A 21,667-nucleotide genomic window follows, 5' to 3' on the forward strand; every position below is an offset into this window, starting at 1 on the left:
CTCGTGGCTGCCGCGGGTCAGAGTGCCTGGGCCGCCGGTTTCACCATGCCACGGACCGTGCGGGACTTCACGAAGTCGCCCATGGCCGTCATCTCCCACTCGCCGGAGAACTGCTTGATCAGCTTGGCCATCATCACGCCGGTCTGCGCCTCGGCGCTGGTGAGGTCGAAGCGGACCAGTTCCTCTCCGCTGGCCGCGTCGACCAGACGGCAGTAGGCCTTGGCGACCTCCGTGAACTTCTGGCCGGAGAAGGAGTTGACGGTGAAGACCAGGCCGGTGACCTCCTGCGGCAGCCGGCCGAGGTCGACGACGATCACCTCGTCGTCACCGCCGCCCTCGCCCGTGAGGTTGTCGCCGGAGTGCTTGATCGCGCCGCCCACGATGGAGAGCTTGCCGAAGTAGCAGCTGTCGATGTGGTTGCGCTGCGGGCCGTAGGCGATGACCGAGGCGTCCAGGTCGATGTCCTTGCCGCGGTACGCGGGCTCCCAGCCGAGGCCCATCTTGACCTGGGAGAGCAGCGGGCGGCCGCCCTTGACCAGCGACACGGTCTGGTTCTTCTGGAGGGAGACCCGGCCCTTGTCGAGGTTGATCTTCCCGGAGGGCGGGGCGGGGGGCGCGGGGGGAGCCGCCGGGGCAGGGGGTGCCATGGGGGGCGCGGCGGCCACCGGGACCGCGGGGGCCTGCATCGGCGGGGCCGGGGGAGCGGCGGGGGCCGGCTCCTCCACCGACACCCCGAAGTCCGTGGCGATGCCCGCCAGGCCGTTCGCGTAGCCCTGGCCCACCGCGCGGGCCTTCCAGGCGCCGTTGCGGAGGTAGACCTCGACGATCACCAGGGCCGTCTCACTGCCGAGCTGGGGCGGGGTGAAGGTGGCGAGGACGGCGCCGTCGTCCGCGTTGCGGAGGGTGGCCGTGGGCTCGATGCCCTGGAAGGTCTGGCCCGCCGCGTCCGGGCTCGCGGTGACGACGATCTTCTCGATGCCCGGGGGGACCGCGGCCGTGTCGACCGTGATCGCGTCCGGGGAGGTGCCGCCGCCCGAGCGGTAGGTGACGCCGGGGCCGGTGGGCTGGTTGTAGAAGATGAAGTCGTCGTCGGAGCGCACCTTGCCGTCGGCGGTGAGCAGCAGGCCCGATACGTCTAGCCGCACCGGAGCGGTGACGTCCACCGTCACGCGGGTGACGGGGAGAGGGATGTTCGAGCCAGGGGTCATAGCTGTCATGACTGAGGTAACGAGCGGGGGCGCTTTACCGTTCCCTTACCCAAGGATGACTTCCGCTTCGCGTCGCTCAGGCGTCTTTCGCCCCCTCCGCCCCTGCCCTTCCCATCCCTGGGGGCTCCGCCCCCAGACCCCCGCCAGGGGGCGGAGCCCCCAGGGTCGGGTCGGGCAGGGGCGGCGGGGTCGAGAACCCCCTACGGGACCACGACGATCTTGCGGCCGATGCCCGCGGCGAACTGTTCCAGCGCCTGGGGATAGTCGGCCAGCGGGATGCGGTCGCTGATGAAGACGTCCGGATCGAGGACACCCCCGGCAAACAGCTCGGCCGCCCGTTCGAAGCTGTGCAGGACGGCCATGGAACCGGTGATGGTGATCTCCTGGTTGTAGATGCGGTACGGGTCGATCGACACCCGCGTCGCGTAGTCCGCGACCCCGAACTGGAGAAAGGTGCCGGCCTTGGCGACCCGGTCCAGGCCGTCCTGGATCGCCGCCGCGTTCCCCGTCGCGTCGATCACCACGTCCCACCCCCGCGGCCGGTCCAGCTCGTCCGCGTTCGCCGCCGAGGCCGAGGCCCCCAGCAGCCGCGCCGTGGCGAGACGCTGGGCGTTCACGTCGACCACGTCCACGCTCGCGGCTCCGGTCCGCTTCGCCAGTTCCAGCATCATCAGGCCCATCGTCCCGGAGCCGTAGATCAGGACGTGCGCCCCCAGCCGGGAGTTCAGGACGTCGTAGCCGCGTACCGCGCAGGAGAGCGGTTCGACGAGCGCCGCGTCCTGGGTGCGGACGTGCTCGGGGAGCTTGACGCAGTTGGCCACGGGAGCGGTCGCGTACTGCGCGGCCCCGCCCGCCGTCGTGACACCGATCGCTGCCCACCGCTCGCAGAGGTTGTTGTGGCCGGTACGGCAGTACCGGCACTCGTGGCAGTAGAGCGAGGGATCCACCGCCACCCGGTCGCCGGTCGCGATCTCCGTGACCTGGGTGCCCACGGCGACCACTGTGCCGGCGAACTCGTGGCCCGGCACGATCGGCAGCTTCGGCGCGAACTCGCCCTGGAGGATGTGCAGATCCGTACCGCACAGTCCGCACGCCGCGACCTCGACGACGACCTCGCGCGGGCCCGGCGTCGGGTCCGGGACCTCGGTGACGACGGCGCGGCCCACGGACTCGATGACGGCGGCCTTCATTTCACGGCTCCCAGTGAGAGGCCCTGGACCAGCTTGTCCTGGGCGGCGAACCCCGCGGCGAGCACCGGCAGGGAGATGACGAGCGACGCGGCGCACACCTTGGCCAGGAAGAGGCCCTGGCTGGTGATGAATCCCGTCAGGAAGACGGGGGCGGTCTCCGCGACCACGCCCGTCAGGACCCGTGCGAACAGCAGCTCGTTCCAGCTGAAGATGAAGCAGATGAGGGCCGTGGCGGCGATGCCCGGCAGGGCGATGGGGGCCACCACCCGGGCCAGGATCGTGGGCAGGCGCGCGCCGTCGATCTGGGCCGCCTCGATCACCGCCACCGGCACCTCGGCGAGGAAGGACTGCATCATCCACACCGCGATCGGCAGGTTCATCGAGGTGTAGAGGATGACCAGGAGCCAGATGTTGTCGAGCATCCCGGCGTTCTTCGCGAACAGGTAGATGGGCAGCAGGCCCGCCACCACCGGCAGCATCTTCGTCGACAGGAAGAAGAACAGGACGTCCGTCCACTTCCTCACCGGCCGGACGGAGAGCGCGTAGGCCGCGGGCAGGGCCAGGAGCAGGACGCACAGGGTGGAGGAGACGGACGCCACGAGCGAGTTGACCAGTGAGGGCCAGGGGCTCGCGCCGCCGCCCGTGCCGAAGAAGTCGCGGTAGCCGTCCAGGGTGAGGGCGGCGCCGAAGGACGGCGGGTTGGTCGCCGCGTCCGCCTCCGAGTGGAACGACGTCAGGGCCATCCAGGCGATGGGCAGGAAGAACAGCACACCCAGTACCCAGGCCAGCAGGCCCAGGCCCGTTCCCCGGGCGCGCCGGGGACGTACGCGGATCGTGGTGGTGCTCATGCGCGGGACACCTCCTCGCGGAACAGGGACGAGACCACGCGCAGCGCGAAGGTCGCGATGATGATCGAGCCGATGACGACCAGGACCCCGGCGGCCGAGGCCAGACCGTTCTCGTGGGCCTGGTAGAAGCTCTGGTAGACGGTGTAGGGCAGGTTGGCGGTGCCGAGTCCGCCGGAGGTGATCGTGAAGACGGCGTCGAAGTTCTGCACGATGTAGATCGAGCCGAGCAGCGCGCCGAGTTCGAGGTAGCGGCGCAGGTGCGGGAGCGTGAGGTGGCGGAAGACCTGCCAGTCGCTCGCGCCGTCCACCCGGGCGGCCTCGATCTGCTGCTGGTCACGGCTCTGCAGGCCGGCCAGCAGGATCAGCATCATGAAGGGCGTCCACTGCCAGACGAGGCAGGCCTCGACCGCCAGCAGCGGCGTGTTCGAGATCCAGTCCGGCTGGGGTCCGCCCACATAGTGCAAGAGCCCGTTGAGAAGGCCGTACTCAGGGTTGTAGAGCACATGTTTCCAGAGCAGGGCCGCGGCGACCGGGACCACCAGGAACGGCGCGATCAGGAGCGTACGGACCACCCCGCGCCCGCGGAACCTGCGGTCCAGGAGCAGGGCGAGGGCGAGGCCGAGGATCAGGCTGACCAGGACCACGGCCGCCGTCAGGAGGACCGTCGTCCAGACCGAGTGGCGCAGGTCGGGATCGGTGAGCACGTCCGAGTAGTTGGACAGGCCGGTGAAGTGCCGGGCCTTCGGATAGAGGGAGTTCCAGTCGAAGAAGGAGATCACCAGCGTGGCCACGAACGGGAGCTGGGTCACGGCGATCATGAAGATCAGGGCGGGGAGCAGTGGGGCGCGGGTGGCCCAGGCGCGCAGGCGGCCGGAGGGCGGCCGGGCGGCGCGGACGGGAGCGGTGGCCAGGGGGGCTGTCGTCGTGGCGGTCATCGTCCCTCGTACTCCTTGGAGATCTTCTCGGCGAGTTTCTGGGACTTCTTGAGGGCCGAGTCGACGGACTGGCGTCCGGCGATGGCCGCGCTGATCTCCTGCGAGACCTTGGTGCCGAGGTCGGTGAACTCGGGGATGCCGACGAACTGGATGCCGGGCGCGGGGCGCGGCTGGACTCCCGGATCGCGCGGGCGGGCCCCCTCGATGGCCGCGCGGGTCATCTCCTGGAAGGCCGAGGCCTCCTTGGTGTACGCGGCGTTGGTGTAGGTCGAGGCGCGTTTGCCGGCCGGCACGTTGGACCAGCCGATGGTGTCCCCGACCAGCTGCTCGTACTGCTTGCTGGAGGCCCAGGAGATGAACTTCCAGGCCTTGTCGGAGTTGTGGGAGGCCTTCTGGAGGCCCCAGGCCCAGGTGTAGAGCCAGCCGGAGGACTTGGTCTTCTCCACCGGGGCGGGGACGTAGCCCATCTTGCCCTTGACCGGGGAGTCGGACGCCTCCAGGGAGCCGGCCGCGGAGGTGGCGTCGTACCACATGGCGACCTTGCCCTGGGTGATGTTGTTGAGGCATTCGGCGAAGCCGGACTGGGCGGCGCCGGACTCGCCGTGCTCGCGGACGAGGTCCACGTAGAACTTCGTCGCCTTCACGAACTCGGGCGAGTCGAGGCGGGCCTTCCAGTCCTTGTCGAACCAGGTGCCGCCGAAGGTGTTGACGACGGTGGTCAGCGGGGCCATCAGCTCGCCCCAGCCGGGCAGTCCGCGCAGGCAGATGCCCTTCATGCCGGACTCGGCGCCGTCCGCCTCGGCGGCCAGCTCCGCCACCTGGTCCCAGGTGGGGTGCGCGGGCATCGTCAGCCCCTTCGCGGCGAACACGTCCTTGCGGTACATCAGGAAGGACGACTCGCCGTAGAAGGGCTGACCGTAGAGCTTGCCGTCGGCGGCCGTCAGGGACTGCCGCATGGGCGCGAGGATGTCCTGTTCGTCGTAGCCGCTGTCCTCGCGGACGTAGGAGTCCATCTCGTGCAGCCAGCCGTTCCTGGCGTAGATCGGTATCTCGTAGTTGGACAGGGTGGCCACGTCGTACTGGCCGGCCTGGTTGGCGAAGTCCTGGCTGATCTTGTCGCGGACGTCGTTCTCCGGCAGCACGGTGAAGTTCACCTTGATGCCGGTCTCCTTGGTGAAGTGGGCCTTGGTGAGTTTCTGCAGCTCCACCATCTGCGGGTTGTTGACCATCAGGACGTTGACGGAGTCGCCGCCGGAGCCCGCCCCGCCCGCTCCGGTCCAACACCCGGAGAGGAGCGGGGTGAGCAGCGTCCCTGCGGCGACCGCGGCGAACAGTGCGCGCGGCCTCCGTCGGCTCGGGGTTCGCATGGATCACTCCTGGACATATAGGGAGATAAGGGGTGTTGCCGGGTACGGGGTGCCTCTGGGGAGGGTGACCGGGGTGCGTGGGGGTGACGGGGGTGAGGCGGGTGGGGGGCGAGAGCGGTGACGGGGGGAAGGCGGGTGGCGGCGGGAGCGGTGACGGGGGACGTCGGGGGTGGTGCGGGAGGGTGTCCGGTGGTTCAGACGCGTATGACCTGGGGTCCCTGCAAGGTGTAGCGATGGGCCTCGGCCGTCGGGAGCAGGGTGCTCGTGACGATCGCCTCCAGGGCGGTGATCTCCGCGAAGCGGCAGAAGCTGACCGCCCCGAACTTGGTGTGCACACCGGCGAAGACGGTGCGCCGGGAGGCCCGGATCGCCTGGGCCTTGACCTCGCTGACCGCCGGGTCGGGGGTGGTGAGGCCGTGTTCGCGGGAGATGCCGTTGGCGCCGATGTAGGCGAGGTCGATGACGAAGCCGGCCAGCATCTTCGTCGTCCAGTGGTCCACGGTGGCCAGGGTGCCGGGGCGTACCCGGCCGCCGAGCAGCAGGACGCTGGTGTTGTCCGCCTCGGCGAGCGCGCCCGCGGTGGCGAGGGACGCGGTGACGACGGTCAGCGGCCGGTCGTGGGGCAGGGCCTCGGCGATGAGCTGGGGGGTGAAGCCCTCGTCGACGAAGACGGTCTCGGCGTCGCCGAGCAGTTCGGCCGCGGCGGCCGCGATCCGGCGCTTCTCGGGTACGTGACTGGTGGCGCGGAAGGCGAGCGTCGTCTCGAATCCGGCGCTCTCGACGGGATAGGCGCCGCCGTGGGTGCGGCGGACCAGACCGTGGTCCTCCAGGGCGCGCAGGTCGCGTCGTACGGTCTCCTTGGCGACGCCCAGTTCGGCGGCGAGCGCGGTGACGTCGACCGATCCCGTGCGGCGGGCGGCCCGCACGATCTCCCGCTGACGTTCTTCCGCGCTCATGGCCGGCACCCGCTTCCCGCGTCCTGTCCTCGCTGCCCGTTCGGGCCCGGTCGGGCCTTGGAGGAAGTTCTACAGCGGGCACGCGGCACTGACCAGGCCTGTTGCACGCCCGATGATGCCCGGCTGCGCCCGTTCGGCGGCGCGGGGGAGCGCGCCGGACCTGGGACGGAGCCGGTGCGGGGGTGGGATCGGGCAGTGTTCGTGCCCGAACCCGGCGGCGGGCGGGCCCGTTCGGTGCCCGCCCGCCGTGTGGTGTCCGTGTGGTGTCCGTGCCGTGCCGTCAGTACGGCCAGATCGGCGGGTGGGTGGTGAAGTGGCCGCCCAGGTGGGCGTGGTCGGGATTGTCCGGGTCGAGCTCTCCCTGTTCGGCGATGAGCTTCGCCGCGTACGGCTCCGAGTCGTCCCGCGGCTCGTAGCCCAGCGCCCGTGCCGACGAGAGGTCCCACCACAGACGGGTGTTGGCGGACGAGCCGTAGACGACCGTGTGGCCCACGTGTTCCGCGGTGAGCGCCGCGTGGAAGAGGCGGGCACCGTCCTCGGGGCTCATCCACACCGAGAGCATGCGCACGCTGGTGGGCTCCGCGAAGCAGGACCCGATGCGGACCGAGACGGTCTCCAGGCCGTGCTTGTCCCAGTAGAACTGGGCCAGGTCCTCGCCGAACGACTTCGACAGGCCGTAGAAGGTGTCCGGCCGGCGGGGGGTGTCGACGGGGATCAGGGAGTCCTCGTCGAAGGGCGCGTCCCCCGTCGGGCGCGGGGTGAAGCCGACCGCGTGGTTGGAGGAGGCGAAGACGACGCGTCGTACGCCTTCCTCGCGCGCCGCCTCGTACAGGTTGTAGGTCCCCTCGATGTTGGCCCTGAGGATCTTGTCGAAGGAGGCTTCCAGGGAGATGCCCGCGAGGTGGACGATCGCGTCGACACCGCGGACCGCCTCGCGCAGCGCGGCCCGGTCGGCGAGGTCCGCGGTGATCGCGTCCGGTTCGCCCTCGACCGGGAGCATGTCGAGCAGGCGCAGCCGGTGGCCGTGCTGCGGCAGCAGCCCCCGCATCAGGGTGCCGAGTCCGCCGGCGGCGCCGGTGAGCAGAACGGTGCGGGGAGCGGGCATGCGGGTCTCTCCTCAGGGCCACGCGAGCGGCCGTATGCTTGTACGGCATTCACATCCTTGGACACGCTAAGGATCGTCGACCCGCCGAGTCAAGTGTCGCGCGGAGGCGGTCAATCCGCTGCCGTGTTGCGGGTTTGCGTGCTTGACCGGCCCCGAGGTCGCGCTTTAGCGTGGTCGCGTTCAGAAATATGGACGTGGATCAGAAACATGCACCCGCTGTTGTGTGCGTGAGCACCTGCCTCAGGGAGAGTCCGTGACGTCAGCCCCCCTTGCCGCTCGGCTCAGCATCCCCAGCGGGCCGCTGTTCTTCCCCGTCACGGCGTTCGGCCCCGACGGCGCCCTCGACCTCGACGTCTACCGCGAGCACGTACGGCGTGGTGTGGAGGCCGGAGCGGCCGCGGTCTTCGCCTGCTGCGGCACCGGCGAGTTCCACGCGCTCGCGCCCGAGGAGTTCCAGGAGTGCGTGCGGGCGGCCGTGGAGGAGACGGCCGGACGCGTGCCGGTCGTCGCGGGCGCCGGGTACGGGACCGCGCTCGCCGTACGGTTCGCGCGGCTCGCCGAGGAGGCCGGCGCCGACGGCCTGCTCGCGATGCCGCCCTACCTGGTGGTCGCGGGACAGGAGGGGCTGCTGCGCCACTACCGGGAACTGGCCGCCGCCACCTCGCTGGACATCGTCGTGTACCAGCGCGACAACGCCGTGTTCACCCCCGCGACCGTGGTCGAACTGGCCCGGACCGAGGGGATCATCGGCTTCAAGGACGGGCTGGGCGACCTGGACCTGATGCAGCGCGTCGTCAGCGCGGTGCGCAGCGAGGTCCCCGGGGACTTCCTCTACTTCAACGGGCTGCCCACCGCGGAACTGACGGGACTCGCCTACCGGGGCATCGGCATCACGCTCTACTCCTCGGCGGTCTTCTGCTTCGCGCCCGAGATCGCGCTCGCCTTCCATGCCGCGCTGAACGCCGGGTCCGACGACATGGCGAACCGGCTGCTGGACGGGTTCTACCGGCCGTTCGTCGATCTGCGGTCACAGGGGCGCGGTTACGCCGTGGCGCTGGTCAAGGCGGGAGTACGGCTGCGCGGACTGGACGTCGGGGAGGTGCGGCCGCCCCTGCACGAGCCCACCCCGGACCATGTGAAGCAACTCGCCGAGCTGGTCGAGCGCGGGTACGCGCTGCTGGAACCGGCCGAGGGGGAGGCCCTGTGAAGGCGTCGGCGTTCGTCTACCCGTGGGACGTCGTCGGGGACCCGGCGGCCGCCGGGCGGATCGCCGGGCTCGGGGTACGGCAGGCGACGCTCGCCTCCGCGTACCACTCCACCCGCGCGCTGACCCCCCGTCACCCCCGCCACCGCGTCGTGACGGCGTCGCACGCGGCCGTCCTGTACCCGGTGGACGGCGCCCGCTGGGCCGGCCGCGCGCTGCGGCCCTACGAGGCCGGGGACTGGGCGCCCGGGGACGCGTACGGGACGGCGGCCGCCGCGCTCGCCGAGGCCGGTCTCGACGTCCACACCTGGGTCGTCCTCGCGCACAACTCCCGTCTGGGGGACGAACATCCGGACACGTCCGTCGTCAACGCGTACGGGGACCGGTACGGATGGGCGCCGTGCGTCGCGCAGGCCGCCACTCGGGAGTACCTCGTCGACCTCGCGGTGGAGGCGGCGGTGCGGCCCGGGGCGCGGGGCACGGAGCTGGAGTCGCTCGGCTGGTACGGGCTGGCACACCTGCACGCGCACGACAAGATCGGCGGAGTGGGACTCGGGGACGCCGGGCAGTACCTGATGTCCCTGTGCTTCTGCCCCGCGTGCCGGGACGGGTACACGGCCCATGGGCTCGACGGCGGGCAGGTGGCGACCGCCGTCCGGGAGGCGCTGGAGCCCGTGTGGCGGGGAGCCGCGCCGTCGGACGGCGGCTGGCCGGCGATCGAGAAGCTGCTCGGGAGCGAGGTGGCGGGCGCGACCCGCGCCTGGCGCGACACGGTGGCCCGCACGCTCCAGGAGACCGCGGTCGCGGCGGTACGGGCGGCGGCACCCGAGGGATTCCAGGTGCTGCTGCACGCCGATCCCGTGTCGTTCCACTGCGGGGCGAACGCCGGGGTCGATCCCGCGCACATCCTCTCCGTGGCGGACGGGGTGGTCGTGCCGTGCACCGGCGGCCCGGAGCTGCTGGCGCCGTTCGCCGAACAGGGACGGGACGAGGCCGTACTGGCCGCCAACTTCACGGTCGTGTCGGGCATGGGCGGCAGTCCGGCGACCCTCGCGGAGGACGCGGTCCGGGCGGCCTCGCTGGGGGCGGGGGAGCTGCGGCTGTACCACGCGGGACTGGCTTCGGAGGGCGATCTGGAGGCGGTGAGAGGGGCGCTGGAGAGCGTGTCCTGAGGGGGCGCTCCGGGTACGGCGGGTGAAGGGCGGGGGCTGGGGTCTTCGGGGTCTTCAGGGTGTCCGGGGTGTTCGGGTGCGGGCGGGCGGGGGCTGCTCGCGGCGTTCCCCGTGCCCCTCGGGTGGACGGGGACTGTTCGACGGGTGCGGGCGCGCGAGGGCGAGGCCGTTCAGGCCGGTGCGGGGGCTCGGCCGGGGAGGCGTCGGCGGGGTCAGGGCCGGGACAGCAGCGGCCGGAGCGTCAGCAGGCGGGCGAGCGCCAGCACCGGGAGCAGCAGGCGATAGCCGACCAGCTCGCCCACCCCCGCGCCGACCACGAGACCCACCGCGTTCGGCGCGAACATCAGCGTGTTCGCGGCGGCGGCGGTACGCCCGAGCAGCGGCCCCGGAGTCCGGCGCTGCAGCGCCGTGTACGCGGCGATCAGCACACACGGAAGCCCGGCCCCGATCGCGGCACTGCACACCAGGGCCATCCCGTCGGACGTCACCACGCGCGCCCCCACGCCCACCGCCGTCAGAGCGATCCCGTACGCGGCGAAACGGCGTTCCCCCAGCCGCCGCAGCAGCGGACCCGAGACCAGGCCGATCAGCACCGACCCGGCGCCCTGGACGGCGTAGAGGAGCCCGGCGTACGCGGGGGAGTGGCCCAGCCCCTCGACGACGGCGTAGATCAGGGCGCCGTTGAGACCCGCGAAGAGCATCGTCGTACCGCCGGCCAGGACCAGCGGCCTCAGTTCCGGGTGCCCCAGGAGGTACCGCACGCCCGCGGCCGTCCGGGACCGCCGGGCCGCGGCGTCCGGGGCGGGCGGCTGCTCCCGGACCCGCAGCAGCGCGCACCCCCCGGCCGCCAGCACGAACGTCACCGCGTCGAGGAGGGCGACCCGCGCGCCGCCGTACGCCGCGTACAGGGCCGCCCCGGCCGGCGGCGCCAGCAGTTTCATGCCCTCGTTCGCCGCCGTCCGCAGCCCGTTGAAGTCACCGAGGAGGTTCCGGTCGACCACCGCGGCCACCAGCGCGGACTCGGCGGCGTCGTGGACGACACCCGCCGCGCCGTACACTAGGAGCACCGTGAACAGGATCCACAGCCGGTCCGGGGCGTCCACCGCGAGCAGGGCCGGCAGGAGCACCGCCGGCACGAGGTTCGCGCCGATCAGCAGGGGCCGGCGGCGGGAGCGGTCCGCGAGGGTGCCCAGGAGGGGGCCGACGAGCGTGGGTGCCCAGAGCACGAACACGCACAGGGCCGCCAGGCCGTTCGAGCCCGTCAGGTCCTTGACCCAGACGCCCGACACCAGCCACATCGCCGACGAGCCGAAGCCGGAGACCACGACCGCGCCCAGATACACACCCGCATCGCGGTCCCGCAGCACCCGTGTCACTGTCCATGTCATGGCAGGTGATCGTGGTCCTAAGGAGGGCCCGGGGGGATCGGGAAGGTGCCCTATACCGACGTGCTCCGCCGGGCCCACCGGCTTGCGGGCGCCGCGCCGATGAGTTCTCCGCGTGTGCCCGGTCTACCCCGGGAGCGGACTCCGTGAGGATCCGGAACCTGAGGAGCAGCCGATGACCGACCCCACTCTCGACCTCGGGCCGCAGGCCCTGATCGTGGCGCGACTGGTGGCGGGGGTGACGGAGCGGCAGCTCGACGACGTCACCCCCTGCCCGGCGTACGCGGTGCACCACCTGCTCGGACATCTGGGCGGACTGGCCGTCGCCTTCCGCGACGCCGGGCGCAAGGATCTCGGCGCCCGGACCGACACCAGCCCGGACTCGGCCGTGCCGGAGATCGCCCCCGACTGGCGGGCGAGCCTGCCGAAGGCACTCGACGAACTCGTGGAGGTCTGGCGCGACCCGGCCGCCTGGGCGGGGGAGACCCGCGCGGGCGGGGTGTCGCTGCCGGGCGCCGTCGCGGGCGCCGTGGCCGCCGACGAACTGGTGGTGCACGGCTGGGACCTGGCCCGCGCCACCGGCCAGGAGTACGAGCCCGACGCGGCCGCGCTGCACGCGTCGTACGGCTTCCTCGCCGCGGCGGCCCAGGACCCCGGCCGGGGCGGCGGCGTGTTCGGTCCCGTGGTGCGGACGCCGGACGACGCGCCGTTGCTGGACCGGGTGATCGCGCTCAGCGGTCGCGACCCGGGCTGGAAGTCGTAAGTCGTAGGGCCGGCCGGCAGTCAGGGCCCCGTCCCCAGCCCCCTGGAGGGCTCCGGACGGGGCCCTTTCGCGACCCGTTCCGCTTCCTTCCTCCCTCCGTCCTGCCCACGTCCTCCTTCCGTCCGGAGCTTTTCCGTCCGCACCTCTTCCGTCCGAAGCGTTGACGAAACACGGACGCGCTCCTACGTTCATCGCGTCGTACTTCGTACGTCATATATGAGACGCGATACGTGAGATCCGGTCCATGAGATCCGAGAGGCGCGCATGACCTCTGTGCCCACACCGATACCGTCCCGTACGCAGTTCGTGCAGGAGGGCATCAAACACCGCATCCTCACAGGGCAGTTGACGCCCGGTCAGGCCCTGGTCGAGAGCGAGCTCGCCGCGCAGTTCGGAGTGTCCAAGACACCCGTGCGGGAGGCGCTCAAGACGCTGGCCGGCACCGGACTCGTCGTGATGAACCAGTACAAGGGCGTCACGGTGCGCATGGTGGACGCGGACATGGCGCGCGAGGTGTACGACGTCCGGCTGCTGCTGGAGCCGGAGGCGCTGCGGCGGTCCGTCCTGCGCGGAGCCTCGCTCGCGGCCGCACAGGACGCGCTCACCCGCGCCGACGACGCCTCCGACACGGCCGAACGCTCGCTCGCCAACCGGGAGTTCCACCGCGCCCTGTACACGTCCTGCGGCAACCCGCTGCTGGGCCGCATGCTCGACGAGGTCCGCGACCAGGCCGCCCTGGTCTCCGCGGTCGCCTGGGCCGCCGACCCGTCCTGGGAACGCGAGGCCGACGAGCACCGGGAGATCCTGCGTCTCGCCCTCGCCGAGGACGCCGACGGCGCGGCCCGCGCGCTGCACTCCCACATCGAGTCGTTCGTGCGACGGGCCTTCCCCCCGGCCCAGGAGGAGGACGGACAGGGATGACGGCGACGTACGAGACCCAACGGGCCGCGCTCGCCCAGGTCGTGGCCATCCCCGTGACCCCCTTCGCGCAGGACGGGACGGTCGACCTCGACACCCATCGGGCCCTGCTGCGCCGGCTGCTCGACGGCGGAGTGCGCACCCTCACCCCGGGCGGCAACACCGGGGAGTTCTACGCCCTGACCCCCGAAGAGCGCAGAGCCGTCACGGAATCGACCGTCGAGGAGGCCGGTGACCGGGCGGCGGTCCTCGTCGGCGTCGGGCACGACGTGCCGACCGCCGTCGCCTCCGCCCGGCACGCCCACGCCCTCGGAGCCACGATGGTGATGGTCCATCAGCCCGTGCACCCGTACGTCTCGGAGGGCGGCTGGCTCGACTACCACCGGGCCGTCGCCGAGTCCGTGCCGGAGCTGGGAGTGGTGCCCTACATCCGCGACGCCCGGCTCCCGGGCGCCAGGCTCGCCGAACTCGCCGACGTCTGCCCGAACGTGATCGGCGTGAAGTACGCCGTCCCGGACGCCGCCCGCTTCGCCGCCTTCGCCCGGGACGCGGGACTCGAACGGTTCGTGTGGGTCGCGGGGCTCGCCGAGCCCTACGCGCCCTCCTACTTCTCGGCCGGTGCCACCGGCTTCACCTCCGGCCTGGTGAACGTCGCCCCGTCGCTCTCGCTCACGATGATCGAGGCGCTCCGCTCCGGCGACTACCCGGCCGCCATGAAGGTCTGGGAGCGGATCCGCCGCTTCGAGGAGCTGCGCGCCGCCGACGGCTCCGCCAACAACGTCACCGTGGTCAAGGAGGCGCTCGCCTCGCTCGGTCTGTGCCGGCGTGAGGTGCGCCCGCCGAGCAGGGAACTGTCCGCGTCCGAACGCTCGGAAGTGGCCGCCATCGCCGCGGGGTGGCCGCTGTGAACCGGGGACGGGAGACGAGGCGCCCGGAGGACCTCAGGAGCCACCAGTGGTACGGCACCGACGGACTGCGCTCCTTCAGCCACCGGGCCAGGACCCGCCAGCTCGGCTACCTCCCCGAGGAGCACCTCGGCAAGCCGGTCATCGCGGTCCTGAACACCTGGTCCGACATCAACCCGTGCCACGTCCATCTGCGGGACCGGGCACAGGCCGTGAAGCGGGGCGTGTGGCAGGCAGGGGGCTTCCCGCTGGAGTTCCCGGTGTCCACGCTCAGCGAGACCTTCCAGAAGCCGACCCCGATGCTCTACCGCAATCTGCTCGCCCTGGAGACGGAGGAGCTGCTGCGCTCCTATCCCGTGGACGGCGCGGTGCTGATGGGCGGCTGCGACAAGTCCACTCCCGCCCTGCTGATGGGCGCGGCCTCCGTCGACCTGCCCGCCGTCTTCGTGCCGGCCGGACCGATGCTGCCCGGTCACTGGCGCGACGAGGTCCTCGGCTCCGGCACCGACATGTGGAAGTACTGGGACGACAGGCGCGCGGGGCTCATCGGCGACTGCGAGATGACCGAACTGGAGAGCGGGCTCGCGCGGTCCCCCGGCCACTGCATGACCATGGGGACGGCGTCCACGCTCACCGCCGCCGCCGAGGCGCTGGGGGTGACGGTGCCGGGGGCGTCCAGCATCCCGGCGGTCGACTCCGGCCACGACCGGATGGCGGCCGCCGCGGGTCTGCGGATCGTCGACCTCGTGCACCGGGACCGGAAGCTGTCCGACATCCTGACCGAGGACGCCTTCGCGGACGCCGTGACGACCGTCCTCGGACTCGGCGGCTCCACCAACGCGGTCATCCATCTCATCGCCATGGCCGGCCGGGCGGGCGTCGGCCTCACCCTCGACGACTTCGACCGGATCGCGCGGACCGTGCCGGTGCTCGCCAACGTGCGGCCCGGCGGCCGGACCCACCTGATGGAGGACTTCCACTTCGCCGGCGGTCTGCCCGGGTTCCTGTCACGGATCACGGACCTGCTGCACCTGGACCGGCCGACGGTGTCGCACGACACCCTGCGCGAGCAGCTGGCCACCGCGCGGGTGCACAACGACGACGTCATCCGCCCCCGGGACAACCCCGTCGCCGCCGAGGGCGGGGTCGCCGTCCTGCGCGGCAACCTCTGCCCCGACGGCGCGGTCATCAAGCACATCGCCGCCGAGCCGCGGCTGCTCAGGCACACCGGACCCGCGGTCGTCTTCGACGACTACCGGACCATGCAGCGGACCATCGACGACCCGTCCCTCGGCATCACGGCGGACACCGTGCTGGTGCTGCGCGGCTCCGGGCCCAAGGGTGGTCCGGGCATGCCCGAGTACGGCATGCTGCCCATCCCCGAGCACCTGCTGAAGCAGGGCGTCCGGGACATGGTCCGGATCTCCGACGCCCGGATGAGCGGCACGAGTTACGGCGCCTGCGTGCTGCACGTGGCACCGGAGTCGTACGTCGGCGGACCGCTCGCCCTGGTGCGGACCGGCGACTCGATCACGCTGGACGTCGAGGAGCGGTCGCTGCGGCTCGACGTGGACGACGAGGAGCTCGAACGGCGCAGAGCGCTGTGGACGGCGCCGCCCGAGCGGTACGAGCGCGGCTACGGGGCGCTCTACAACGACCAGATCACCCAGGCCGACACCGGCTGCGACTTCGCGTTCCTGGCCCGGCCGGGAAAGGTGCCGGATCCCTACGCCGGGTGAGACCGGTCCGCGAGGACCGCGCCCCCTTGCCCGACCGAACGACCGAACGACCGAACGACCGAACGAACCACCCGGGCGACACCCTTGAGACGCGCACACCCCTGTACATGCAGCAAGCGCTTCCTATGCCGCCGGCACCGGCACCGGACCAGTCCCGGCACCGAAACCGGCACCGGACCAGTCCCGGCACCGAAACCGGCACCGGACCAGTCCCGACGCCGACCGCAAGCGCTCCCCGGCACCCGTGAGAACGGAGAACAGTCATGGCCCAAGCCGCAGCCGTGGCGAAACAGCCCGCGCCGCTCCGGCGGCGCCGCGGCCCGGCGACGCCCCGCAGGCTCCCGTACCTGCTGATCGCCCCCGCGGGACTGCTGATGCTGGGCTTCATCGCCTACCCGGTCATCAGCGTCTTCTACTACAGCCTGCAGAACTACAACCCCACCAAGCCCTGGCGCAACGGGTTCGCGGGCTTCGACAACTTCGTGCACGCCTTCACCGCCGACCCCCAGTTCTGGGACACACTGACCTTCAGCGCGAAATGGGTCGTCGTCGAGGTCGGCCTGCAGCTCCTGTTCGGTCTGGCGCTGGCGCTGATCGTCAACCAGACCTTCGTGGGCCGCGCGGCCGGCCGGGCACTGGTCTTCTCGCCCTGGGCCGTCTCCGGGGTGCTGACCTCCGTGATCTGGGTGCTGCTCTACAACTCCCAGACCGGTATCACCCGTTACCTCGCGGACGCCGGCATCGGCCAGTACGGCACCAGCTGGCTGTCGGACACCTCCACCGTCTTCCCGGCGGCCGTCGTCGCCGATCTGTGGCGCGGAGTCCCCTTCTTCGCGATCCTCATCCTCGCCGACCTCCAGTCGGTCTCCAAGGACCTGTACGAGGCGGCCGAGGTGGACGGCGCGAGCCGCTTCCGGCAGTTCCTGCACATCACCCTGCCGCACCTGAAGGACGCCATCGTGCTGTCCACCCTGCTGCGCGCGGTCTGGGAGTTCAACAACGTCGACCTGCTCTACACGCTGACCGGCGGCGGACCCGCGGGCGAGACCACCACCCTTCCGCTCTACATCGCCAACACCAGCGTCGACGCGCACAACTTCGGCTACGCGTCCGCGCTCACCACCGTCGCGTTCGTGATTCTGCTCTTCTGCTCGATCGTCTATCTGCGGCTGAGCAAGTTCGGAGGAGGGGACAAGTGATCACCGAGGACGTCACCGTCGGCGCGCCGGCGGCACCGGCCCCCACCACCGAGGAACCAAGGCGGCGTCCGGGCCCGAGGCGCCGTGCCTGGGACGAGGTCCCGCGGTGGCAGATCTACCTCCCGCTCGGCGCCTATCTGCTCTTCACCCTGATCCCCTTCTACTGGATCCTGCTCTTCGCGCTCCGGCCGGCCGGCTCCACCTCCCTGGTGCCGTGGCCCATGACCTTCGAGCACTTCGACAAGGTGTGGACCGAGCGCAGTTTCGGGACCTACTTCCAGAACAGCGTGCTCATCGCCGTCGCCACCCTCCTCATGACGACCGTGGTCGCGCTGGCCGGCGGATACGCCCTGGCCCGCTTCGACTTCAGGATGAAACGCGGCTTCATGCTGGCGCTGCTGTGCTCGCAGTTCGTGCCGGGCGCGCTGCTGCTGGTGCCGCTCTTCCAGATCTTCGCCGAGCTCCGGATGATCAACTCGCTGGGCAGTGTCGTCATCGCCGAGACCGTCTTCCAGCTGCCGCTGTCGATGATCCTCATCAGCGGGTTCATCAGGAACGTGCCGTACTCGCTGGAGGAGGCCGCGTGGGTGGACGGCTGCGGCCGTCTCGCCTCCTTCCGGATCGTCGTACTCCCGCTGCTGCGGCCGGGGTTGATCGCCGTCGGCTCCTTCGCTTTCGTGCACGCCTGGAACCACTTCCTGTTCGCGCTGATGTTCCTCAGCGACCAGAGCAAGCAGACGATCCCGGTCGGCCTCAACACGCTGATGAGCGCCGACAGCGTCGACCTGGGCGCGCTGGCCGCGGGCGGCATCATCGCCGCCGTCCCCGTCGTCATCGTCTTCGCCTTCATCCAGAAGTGGCTGATCACCGGCTTCAGCGCGGGGGCGGTGAAGGGATGAGCGGGAAGACCACGCGGGGCGGCGGACTCCCGCTGCCCGTCGTCCTCGCGGGGGCGCGCGGTCACGGCCGCTGGCACCTGCGGAACATCCGCCGGCTCCAGGACGAGGGGCTGGTACGGCTGGCGGGCATCTGCGAGCCGGACCCCCTCACGCCGGCCGAACTCGCGGAGGACTTCGGGCCTTTCGGGACTTTCGAAGAGTCTGAGGAGCCCGGGGAGTCCGAGGACGTCGCGGGCCGGGCGCCCGAGCAGTCCGCCGACTTCGGGGCCCTGCTCGACTCCACCGGCGCCCGGATCGCCGTGATCTGCACGCCCATCCCGACCCACACCGATCTGGCGCTCGTCGCAGCGGACAGGGGTGTGCACCTGTTGCTGGAGAAACCGCCCGCGCCCTCGTACGGCGAGTTCCGCCGGATGGCCGACGGGGTGGCCGCGGCGGGGGTCGCCTGCCAGATCGGCTTCCAGTCGCTCGGTTCGCACGCCCTGCCGGCGATCCGGGAGATGATCGCGTCGGGCGTGCTCGGCACGGTCACCGGGATCGGCGCGGCGGGTGCCTGGGCGCGGGACGAGGCCTACTACCGCAGGGCGCCGTGGGCGGGGAAGCGCCGTCTGAACGGCGCCGACGTGATCGACGGGGCGCTCACCAACCCCCTCGCGCACGCCGTCGTCACGGCCCTCGCGCTGCACGGGGCGACCCGGGCCGAGGAGGTCGGCACGATCGAGACCGAGCTGCTGCGCGCCAACGACATCGAGTCCGACGACACCTCGTGCGTACGCGTCACCACTCCCCGGGGCCGCGTCACCGTCGCCGTCACGCTCTGCGCCGAGCGGCCCGGCGAACCGTACGTCCTGGTGCACGGCAGCGGGGGCCGGATCACCTTCTGGTACAAGCTCGACCGCGTCCTCGTACAGCGGTCCGGGCACGGCCCGGAGGAGATCCGGTACGACCGGACGGACCTGCTGGAGAACTTGGTCGCACATCTGACCGAGGGAGTGGAGCTGCTGGTCGCGCCGGAGTCGACGGGCGCCTTCATGCGGGTCGTCGAGGCGGTCCGGCAGGCACCCGACCCGGTGGCGCTGCCCGCCGACGCCTGGGAGACGGTCCCCGCGGAGAACCGCAGGACCGTGCCCGGCATCGACGGGCTCGTCGCGGCGGCGGCCGAGAACCTCGCCCTCTACTCCGAACTGGGCGCCTCCTGGGCGTCCCCGAACGAGGTGAGCACCGGATGAACACCACCACGCCCCCCGACGCGTCCCCCGTCCTGCGGGTCGCGGGCCGCCCGGTCGGCCGGTACCACACCCGCCCCGAGCTGCCCGCGCGGCTCTCCCCGCGTCCGTACCTCCATCCGGTCACCACCCTGGCCGGCACGGCGGTCACCGAGTCCGGCCCCGCCGACCACCCCCACCACCTCGGCGTCGGCGTCGCCGTTCCCGACGTCGAGGGGCACAACTTCTGGGGCGGGCGCACCTTCGTACGCGACCAGGGCCCCACCGAGCTGGCCAACCACGGCGCCCAGCGGCACTCCGCCTTCCGGCCGGTCGACCCGGGCGGCTTCACCGAGGAACTGCGCTGGGTGGCCGCGGGCGGTGAACTGCTGCGCGAGCGCCGGACCGTGGCCGCGACCGGGCTCACCGACGAGGCCTGGGCGCTGGACTTCACCTTCGCGCTCACGAACACGACGCCGAAGCCACTCTCCCTCGGCAGCCCCGCCACCAACGGCCGGCCGGGCGCGGCCTACGGCGGCTTCTTCTGGCGGGCCCGCAGGGAGTCCGGAGCACCGCGCGTCCTCACCGCCGACGCCGAGGGCGAGGAAGCGGTGCACGGTGCCCGCGCCGACTGGCTCGCGCTCTCGGGCGAGGACTGGACCCTGGTCTTCGCCGGGGCGACCGAACGGACCCGCCGCGACCCGTGGTTCGTGCGCACCAGCGCGTACCCGGGTGTCGGCTCCAGCCTCGCGCACACCGAACGGCTCGCCGTCGGGCCGGGGGAGACGGTCGTACGCCGCATCGTGACCGTCGTCGCGGACGGCACCCTCGGCCGGGGCGAGGCCGCCGCGCTCGTCCGCCGGGCGGTGAGCCCCTGATGGCCCTTCCCTCCGCCGACCTGGGCGACGGCACCTACCGCAACCCCGTGCTCGACGCGGACTGGTCCGACCCCGATCTGCTGTGCGTCGGCGACGACTTCTACCTCACCGCCTCCAGCTTCGGCCGGGTGCCGGGCCTGCCCCTGCTGCACTCCCGCGACCTGGTCAACTGGACCCTCGTCGGGCACGCCCTGCAACGCCTGGAACCAGTGCGGGAGTTCAGCCGGCCCCAGCACGACTGCGGGGTCTGGGCACCCTCCCTGCGCCATCACGACGACCGCTTGTGGATCTTCTGGGGCGACCCCGACCGGGGCGTCTTCCAGGTCAACGCCCCCGAGTTCCGCGGACCTTGGACCCGCCCGCACCTGGTGAAGGAGGGCAAGGGCCTGATCGACGCCTGTCCGCTGTGGGACGAGGAGACCGGCGAGGCGTACCTCGTGCACGCCTGGGCCGCATCCCGTTCGGGGGTGAAGAACCGGCTCACCGGGCACCGGATGCGGCCCGACGGCACCGGACTGCTCGACGAGGGCGAGGTGATCGTCGACGGGGACCGGATCCCCGGCTGGTTCACCCTGGAAGGCCCCAAGGCCTACCGGCACGACGGCTGGTTCTGGATCTTCGCGCCCGCGGGGGGAGTCGAGACCGGCTGGCAGGGCGCGTTCCGCTCGCGCGGCTTCTTCGGTCCGTACGAGGAGCGGGTGGTGCTGGAGCAGGGGGCGACCGGGATCAACGGGCCGCACCAGGGCGGCTGGGTACGCACGGCGGCCGGGGAGTACTGGTTCGCGCACTTCCAGCACCGGGGCCCGTACGGGAGGGTCGTGCACCTCCAGCCGATGCGCTGGGACGGGCCGGACGGATGGCCGGTGATCGGCGACGAGGGCACCCCCGTCGCCGTGCACCCAAAGCCCGATCTGCCGCCGCAGCCGCTCTCGGCACCTCCCACCGACGACGACTTCCCGGGCGGCCGGTTCGGCCGGCAGTGGCAGTGGGCCGCCCATCCGCCCGCCGGTTCCCGGCCCCGCCCGGACCCGGGGGACCCCCGGGCCGGCTGGGCCACCCAGCACTCCCGCGACGGGCTGCGGCTGACCTGTGTGAGGACGCCGGACGCGGACGATCTGCGGAGACTGCCGCACGTCCTGACCCAGCGGCTGCCCGGGACCGCCGTCACCGTCGAGGTGGAGCTGCGGCTCGACAGCGAGGAGCCCGGCGCGCGGGCGGGACTCGCCGTGCTGGGGGACGCGTTCAGCTGGATCGGGCTCCAGCGCCACCCCGACGGTTCGGTGCGTCTCGTGCACCGGTTCGCCGAGTCCGTCGCGACCGGGGGGCCGGTCCGGTCCGTCGGGCCGTGGGGGAAGGAGCGCGACGCCGCCGTCTCCCAGGAGGCACCGGAGGGCCGGGCCCGGCTGTGGATCGAGGCCGGCGCGGGGGCGCGCTGCCGTTTCTCGTACGACGTCGGCGGCGGCCGGGTCCCCTCCGGCCAGGTCTTCGCCGCCACTCCCTGGCGCTGGGTCGGTGCCCTGCTCGGGCTCTTCGCGCTCGCGCCCGCCGGCCGGGGACACGCCGGCGCCGCCACGTTCACGCACTTCCGCATCACCGCGACCCCCTGAGGGCCGTCCACCGCCGTCACCACCGAGCCCGTGGGGAGCCGCCGTGCCGCACCTGTCGAGCAAGCGCTTTCTCCATCCCTGTACCCGACGCCCGGAGCCGGGGCCACCGGTCCCGGCCCCGGGCGCGGACGACCGTGACCGACCAGACCCCGCGCACGCGGGGGAACCACAGGAAGAGAGCCGA

General features: G+C 72.0%; 19 protein-coding genes. 11 read left to right on the forward strand and 8 right to left on the reverse strand.

Annotated elements, in window-relative coordinates; all coding sequences use genetic code 11:
- Nucleotides 1–17 precede the first annotated feature (17 nt).
- The 7 genes from OG776_RS30915 to OG776_RS30945 form a co-directional block, all read right to left on the reverse strand.
- Complete coding sequence (locus OG776_RS30915; protein ID WP_329322886.1) at nt 18–1,208, reverse strand: TerD family protein; 1,191 nt, start codon at nt 1,206–1,208, stop codon at nt 18–20.
- Nucleotides 1,209–1,408: 200 nt separating this feature from the next.
- Nucleotides 1,409–2,398 (reverse strand): zinc-dependent alcohol dehydrogenase family protein, encoded by a 990-nt coding sequence (locus OG776_RS30920; protein ID WP_148011976.1) that lies wholly within the window; start codon nt 2,396–2,398, stop codon nt 1,409–1,411.
- On the reverse strand, nt 2,395–3,246 hold the full coding sequence (locus tag OG776_RS30925; protein WP_148011977.1) for a carbohydrate ABC transporter permease: 852 nt from the start codon (nt 3,244–3,246) through the stop codon (nt 2,395–2,397). The genes OG776_RS30920 and OG776_RS30925 overlap by 4 nt, the downstream gene beginning before the upstream one ends.
- Complete coding sequence (locus OG776_RS30930) at nt 3,243–4,181, reverse strand: carbohydrate ABC transporter permease (RefSeq protein ID WP_148011978.1); 939 nt, start codon at nt 4,179–4,181, stop codon at nt 3,243–3,245. The genes OG776_RS30925 and OG776_RS30930 overlap by 4 nt, the downstream gene beginning before the upstream one ends.
- Nucleotides 4,178–5,548, reverse strand: a complete 1,371-nt coding sequence (locus tag OG776_RS30935; protein ID WP_148011979.1) for an ABC transporter substrate-binding protein — start codon at nt 5,546–5,548, stop codon at nt 4,178–4,180. The genes OG776_RS30930 and OG776_RS30935 overlap by 4 nt, the downstream gene beginning before the upstream one ends.
- A gap of 194 nt (nt 5,549–5,742) precedes the next feature.
- Nucleotides 5,743–6,513, reverse strand: coding sequence for a DeoR/GlpR family DNA-binding transcription regulator (locus tag OG776_RS30940; RefSeq protein WP_148011980.1), 771 nt, complete (start codon nt 6,511–6,513; stop codon nt 5,743–5,745).
- 271 nt (nt 6,514–6,784) lie between these two features.
- Nucleotides 6,785–7,609 carry an NAD-dependent epimerase/dehydratase family protein gene (locus tag OG776_RS30945; RefSeq protein WP_148011981.1) on the reverse strand — a complete coding sequence of 275 codons (825 nt, stop codon included), beginning with the start codon at nt 7,607–7,609 and terminating at the stop codon, nt 6,785–6,787.
- Between the two features lie 253 nt (nt 7,610–7,862).
- On the opposite strand from OG776_RS30945, the gene OG776_RS30950 reads away from it, so the two are divergent.
- Together OG776_RS30950 and OG776_RS30955 are read left to right on the forward strand one after the other, a co-directional pair.
- The gene (locus tag OG776_RS30950) at nt 7,863–8,816 is read left to right on the forward strand and encodes a 5-dehydro-4-deoxyglucarate dehydratase (RefSeq protein WP_148011982.1); all 954 of its coding nucleotides are present in this window, start codon (nt 7,863–7,865) and stop codon (nt 8,814–8,816) included.
- A complete protein-coding gene (locus tag OG776_RS30955) occupies nt 8,813–9,985 on the forward strand; it encodes a hypothetical protein (protein WP_148011983.1) in 1,173 nt (390 codons plus the stop codon). The genes OG776_RS30950 and OG776_RS30955 overlap by 4 nt, the downstream gene beginning before the upstream one ends.
- 212 nt (nt 9,986–10,197) lie before the next feature.
- Here OG776_RS30955 and OG776_RS30960 read toward each other — a convergent pair whose 3' ends face one another.
- The gene (locus OG776_RS30960; protein WP_148007455.1) at nt 10,198–11,373 is read right to left on the reverse strand and encodes an MFS transporter; all 1,176 of its coding nucleotides are present in this window, start codon (nt 11,371–11,373) and stop codon (nt 10,198–10,200) included.
- A 172-nt stretch (nt 11,374–11,545) separates the two neighbouring features.
- On the opposite strand from OG776_RS30960, the gene OG776_RS30965 reads away from it, so the two are divergent.
- From OG776_RS30965 to OG776_RS31005, 9 genes are all read left to right on the forward strand, one after another.
- Entirely contained in the window at nt 11,546–12,133 is a 588-nt protein-coding gene (locus OG776_RS30965; protein ID WP_148007456.1) for a TIGR03086 family metal-binding protein, read from the forward strand.
- A 264-nt stretch (nt 12,134–12,397) separates the two neighbouring features.
- Nucleotides 12,398–13,054 (forward strand): GntR family transcriptional regulator, encoded by a 657-nt coding sequence (locus OG776_RS30970; protein WP_148007457.1) that lies wholly within the window; start codon nt 12,398–12,400, stop codon nt 13,052–13,054.
- On the forward strand, nt 13,051–13,959 hold the full coding sequence (locus OG776_RS30975; RefSeq protein ID WP_148007458.1) for a dihydrodipicolinate synthase family protein: 909 nt from the start codon (nt 13,051–13,053) through the stop codon (nt 13,957–13,959). Before OG776_RS30970 ends, OG776_RS30975 begins: the two co-directional genes overlap by 4 nt.
- Entirely contained in the window at nt 13,956–15,695 is a 1,740-nt protein-coding gene (gene araD / locus OG776_RS30980; RefSeq protein WP_148007459.1) for an L-arabinonate dehydratase, read from the forward strand. The genes OG776_RS30975 and araD overlap by 4 nt, the downstream gene beginning before the upstream one ends.
- Before the next feature lie 263 nt (nt 15,696–15,958).
- Nucleotides 15,959–16,894: a carbohydrate ABC transporter permease gene (locus OG776_RS30985; RefSeq protein ID WP_148007460.1), complete on the forward strand. Its 936-nt coding sequence runs from the start codon at nt 15,959–15,961 to the stop codon at nt 16,892–16,894.
- Nucleotides 16,891–17,793 carry a carbohydrate ABC transporter permease gene (locus OG776_RS30990; protein ID WP_148007461.1) on the forward strand — a complete coding sequence of 301 codons (903 nt, stop codon included), beginning with the start codon at nt 16,891–16,893 and terminating at the stop codon, nt 17,791–17,793. The genes OG776_RS30985 and OG776_RS30990 overlap by 4 nt, the downstream gene beginning before the upstream one ends.
- A complete protein-coding gene (locus tag OG776_RS30995; protein WP_329322887.1) occupies nt 17,790–19,022 on the forward strand; it encodes a Gfo/Idh/MocA family protein in 1,233 nt (410 codons plus the stop codon). Before OG776_RS30990 ends, OG776_RS30995 begins: the two co-directional genes overlap by 4 nt.
- Nucleotides 19,019–19,876: a PmoA family protein gene (locus tag OG776_RS31000; protein ID WP_148007463.1), complete on the forward strand. Its 858-nt coding sequence runs from the start codon at nt 19,019–19,021 to the stop codon at nt 19,874–19,876. The genes OG776_RS30995 and OG776_RS31000 overlap by 4 nt, the downstream gene beginning before the upstream one ends.
- Nucleotides 19,876–21,483: a glycoside hydrolase family 43 protein gene (locus OG776_RS31005; protein WP_329322888.1), complete on the forward strand. Its 1,608-nt coding sequence runs from the start codon at nt 19,876–19,878 to the stop codon at nt 21,481–21,483. The genes OG776_RS31000 and OG776_RS31005 overlap by 1 nt, the downstream gene beginning before the upstream one ends.
- Nucleotides 21,484–21,667 lie beyond the last annotated feature (184 nt).

Origin of the sequence: Streptomyces sp. NBC_01689 (genome assembly GCF_036250675.1) — a bacterium.
Lineage (GTDB): Bacteria > Actinomycetota > Actinomycetes > Streptomycetales > Streptomycetaceae > Streptomyces.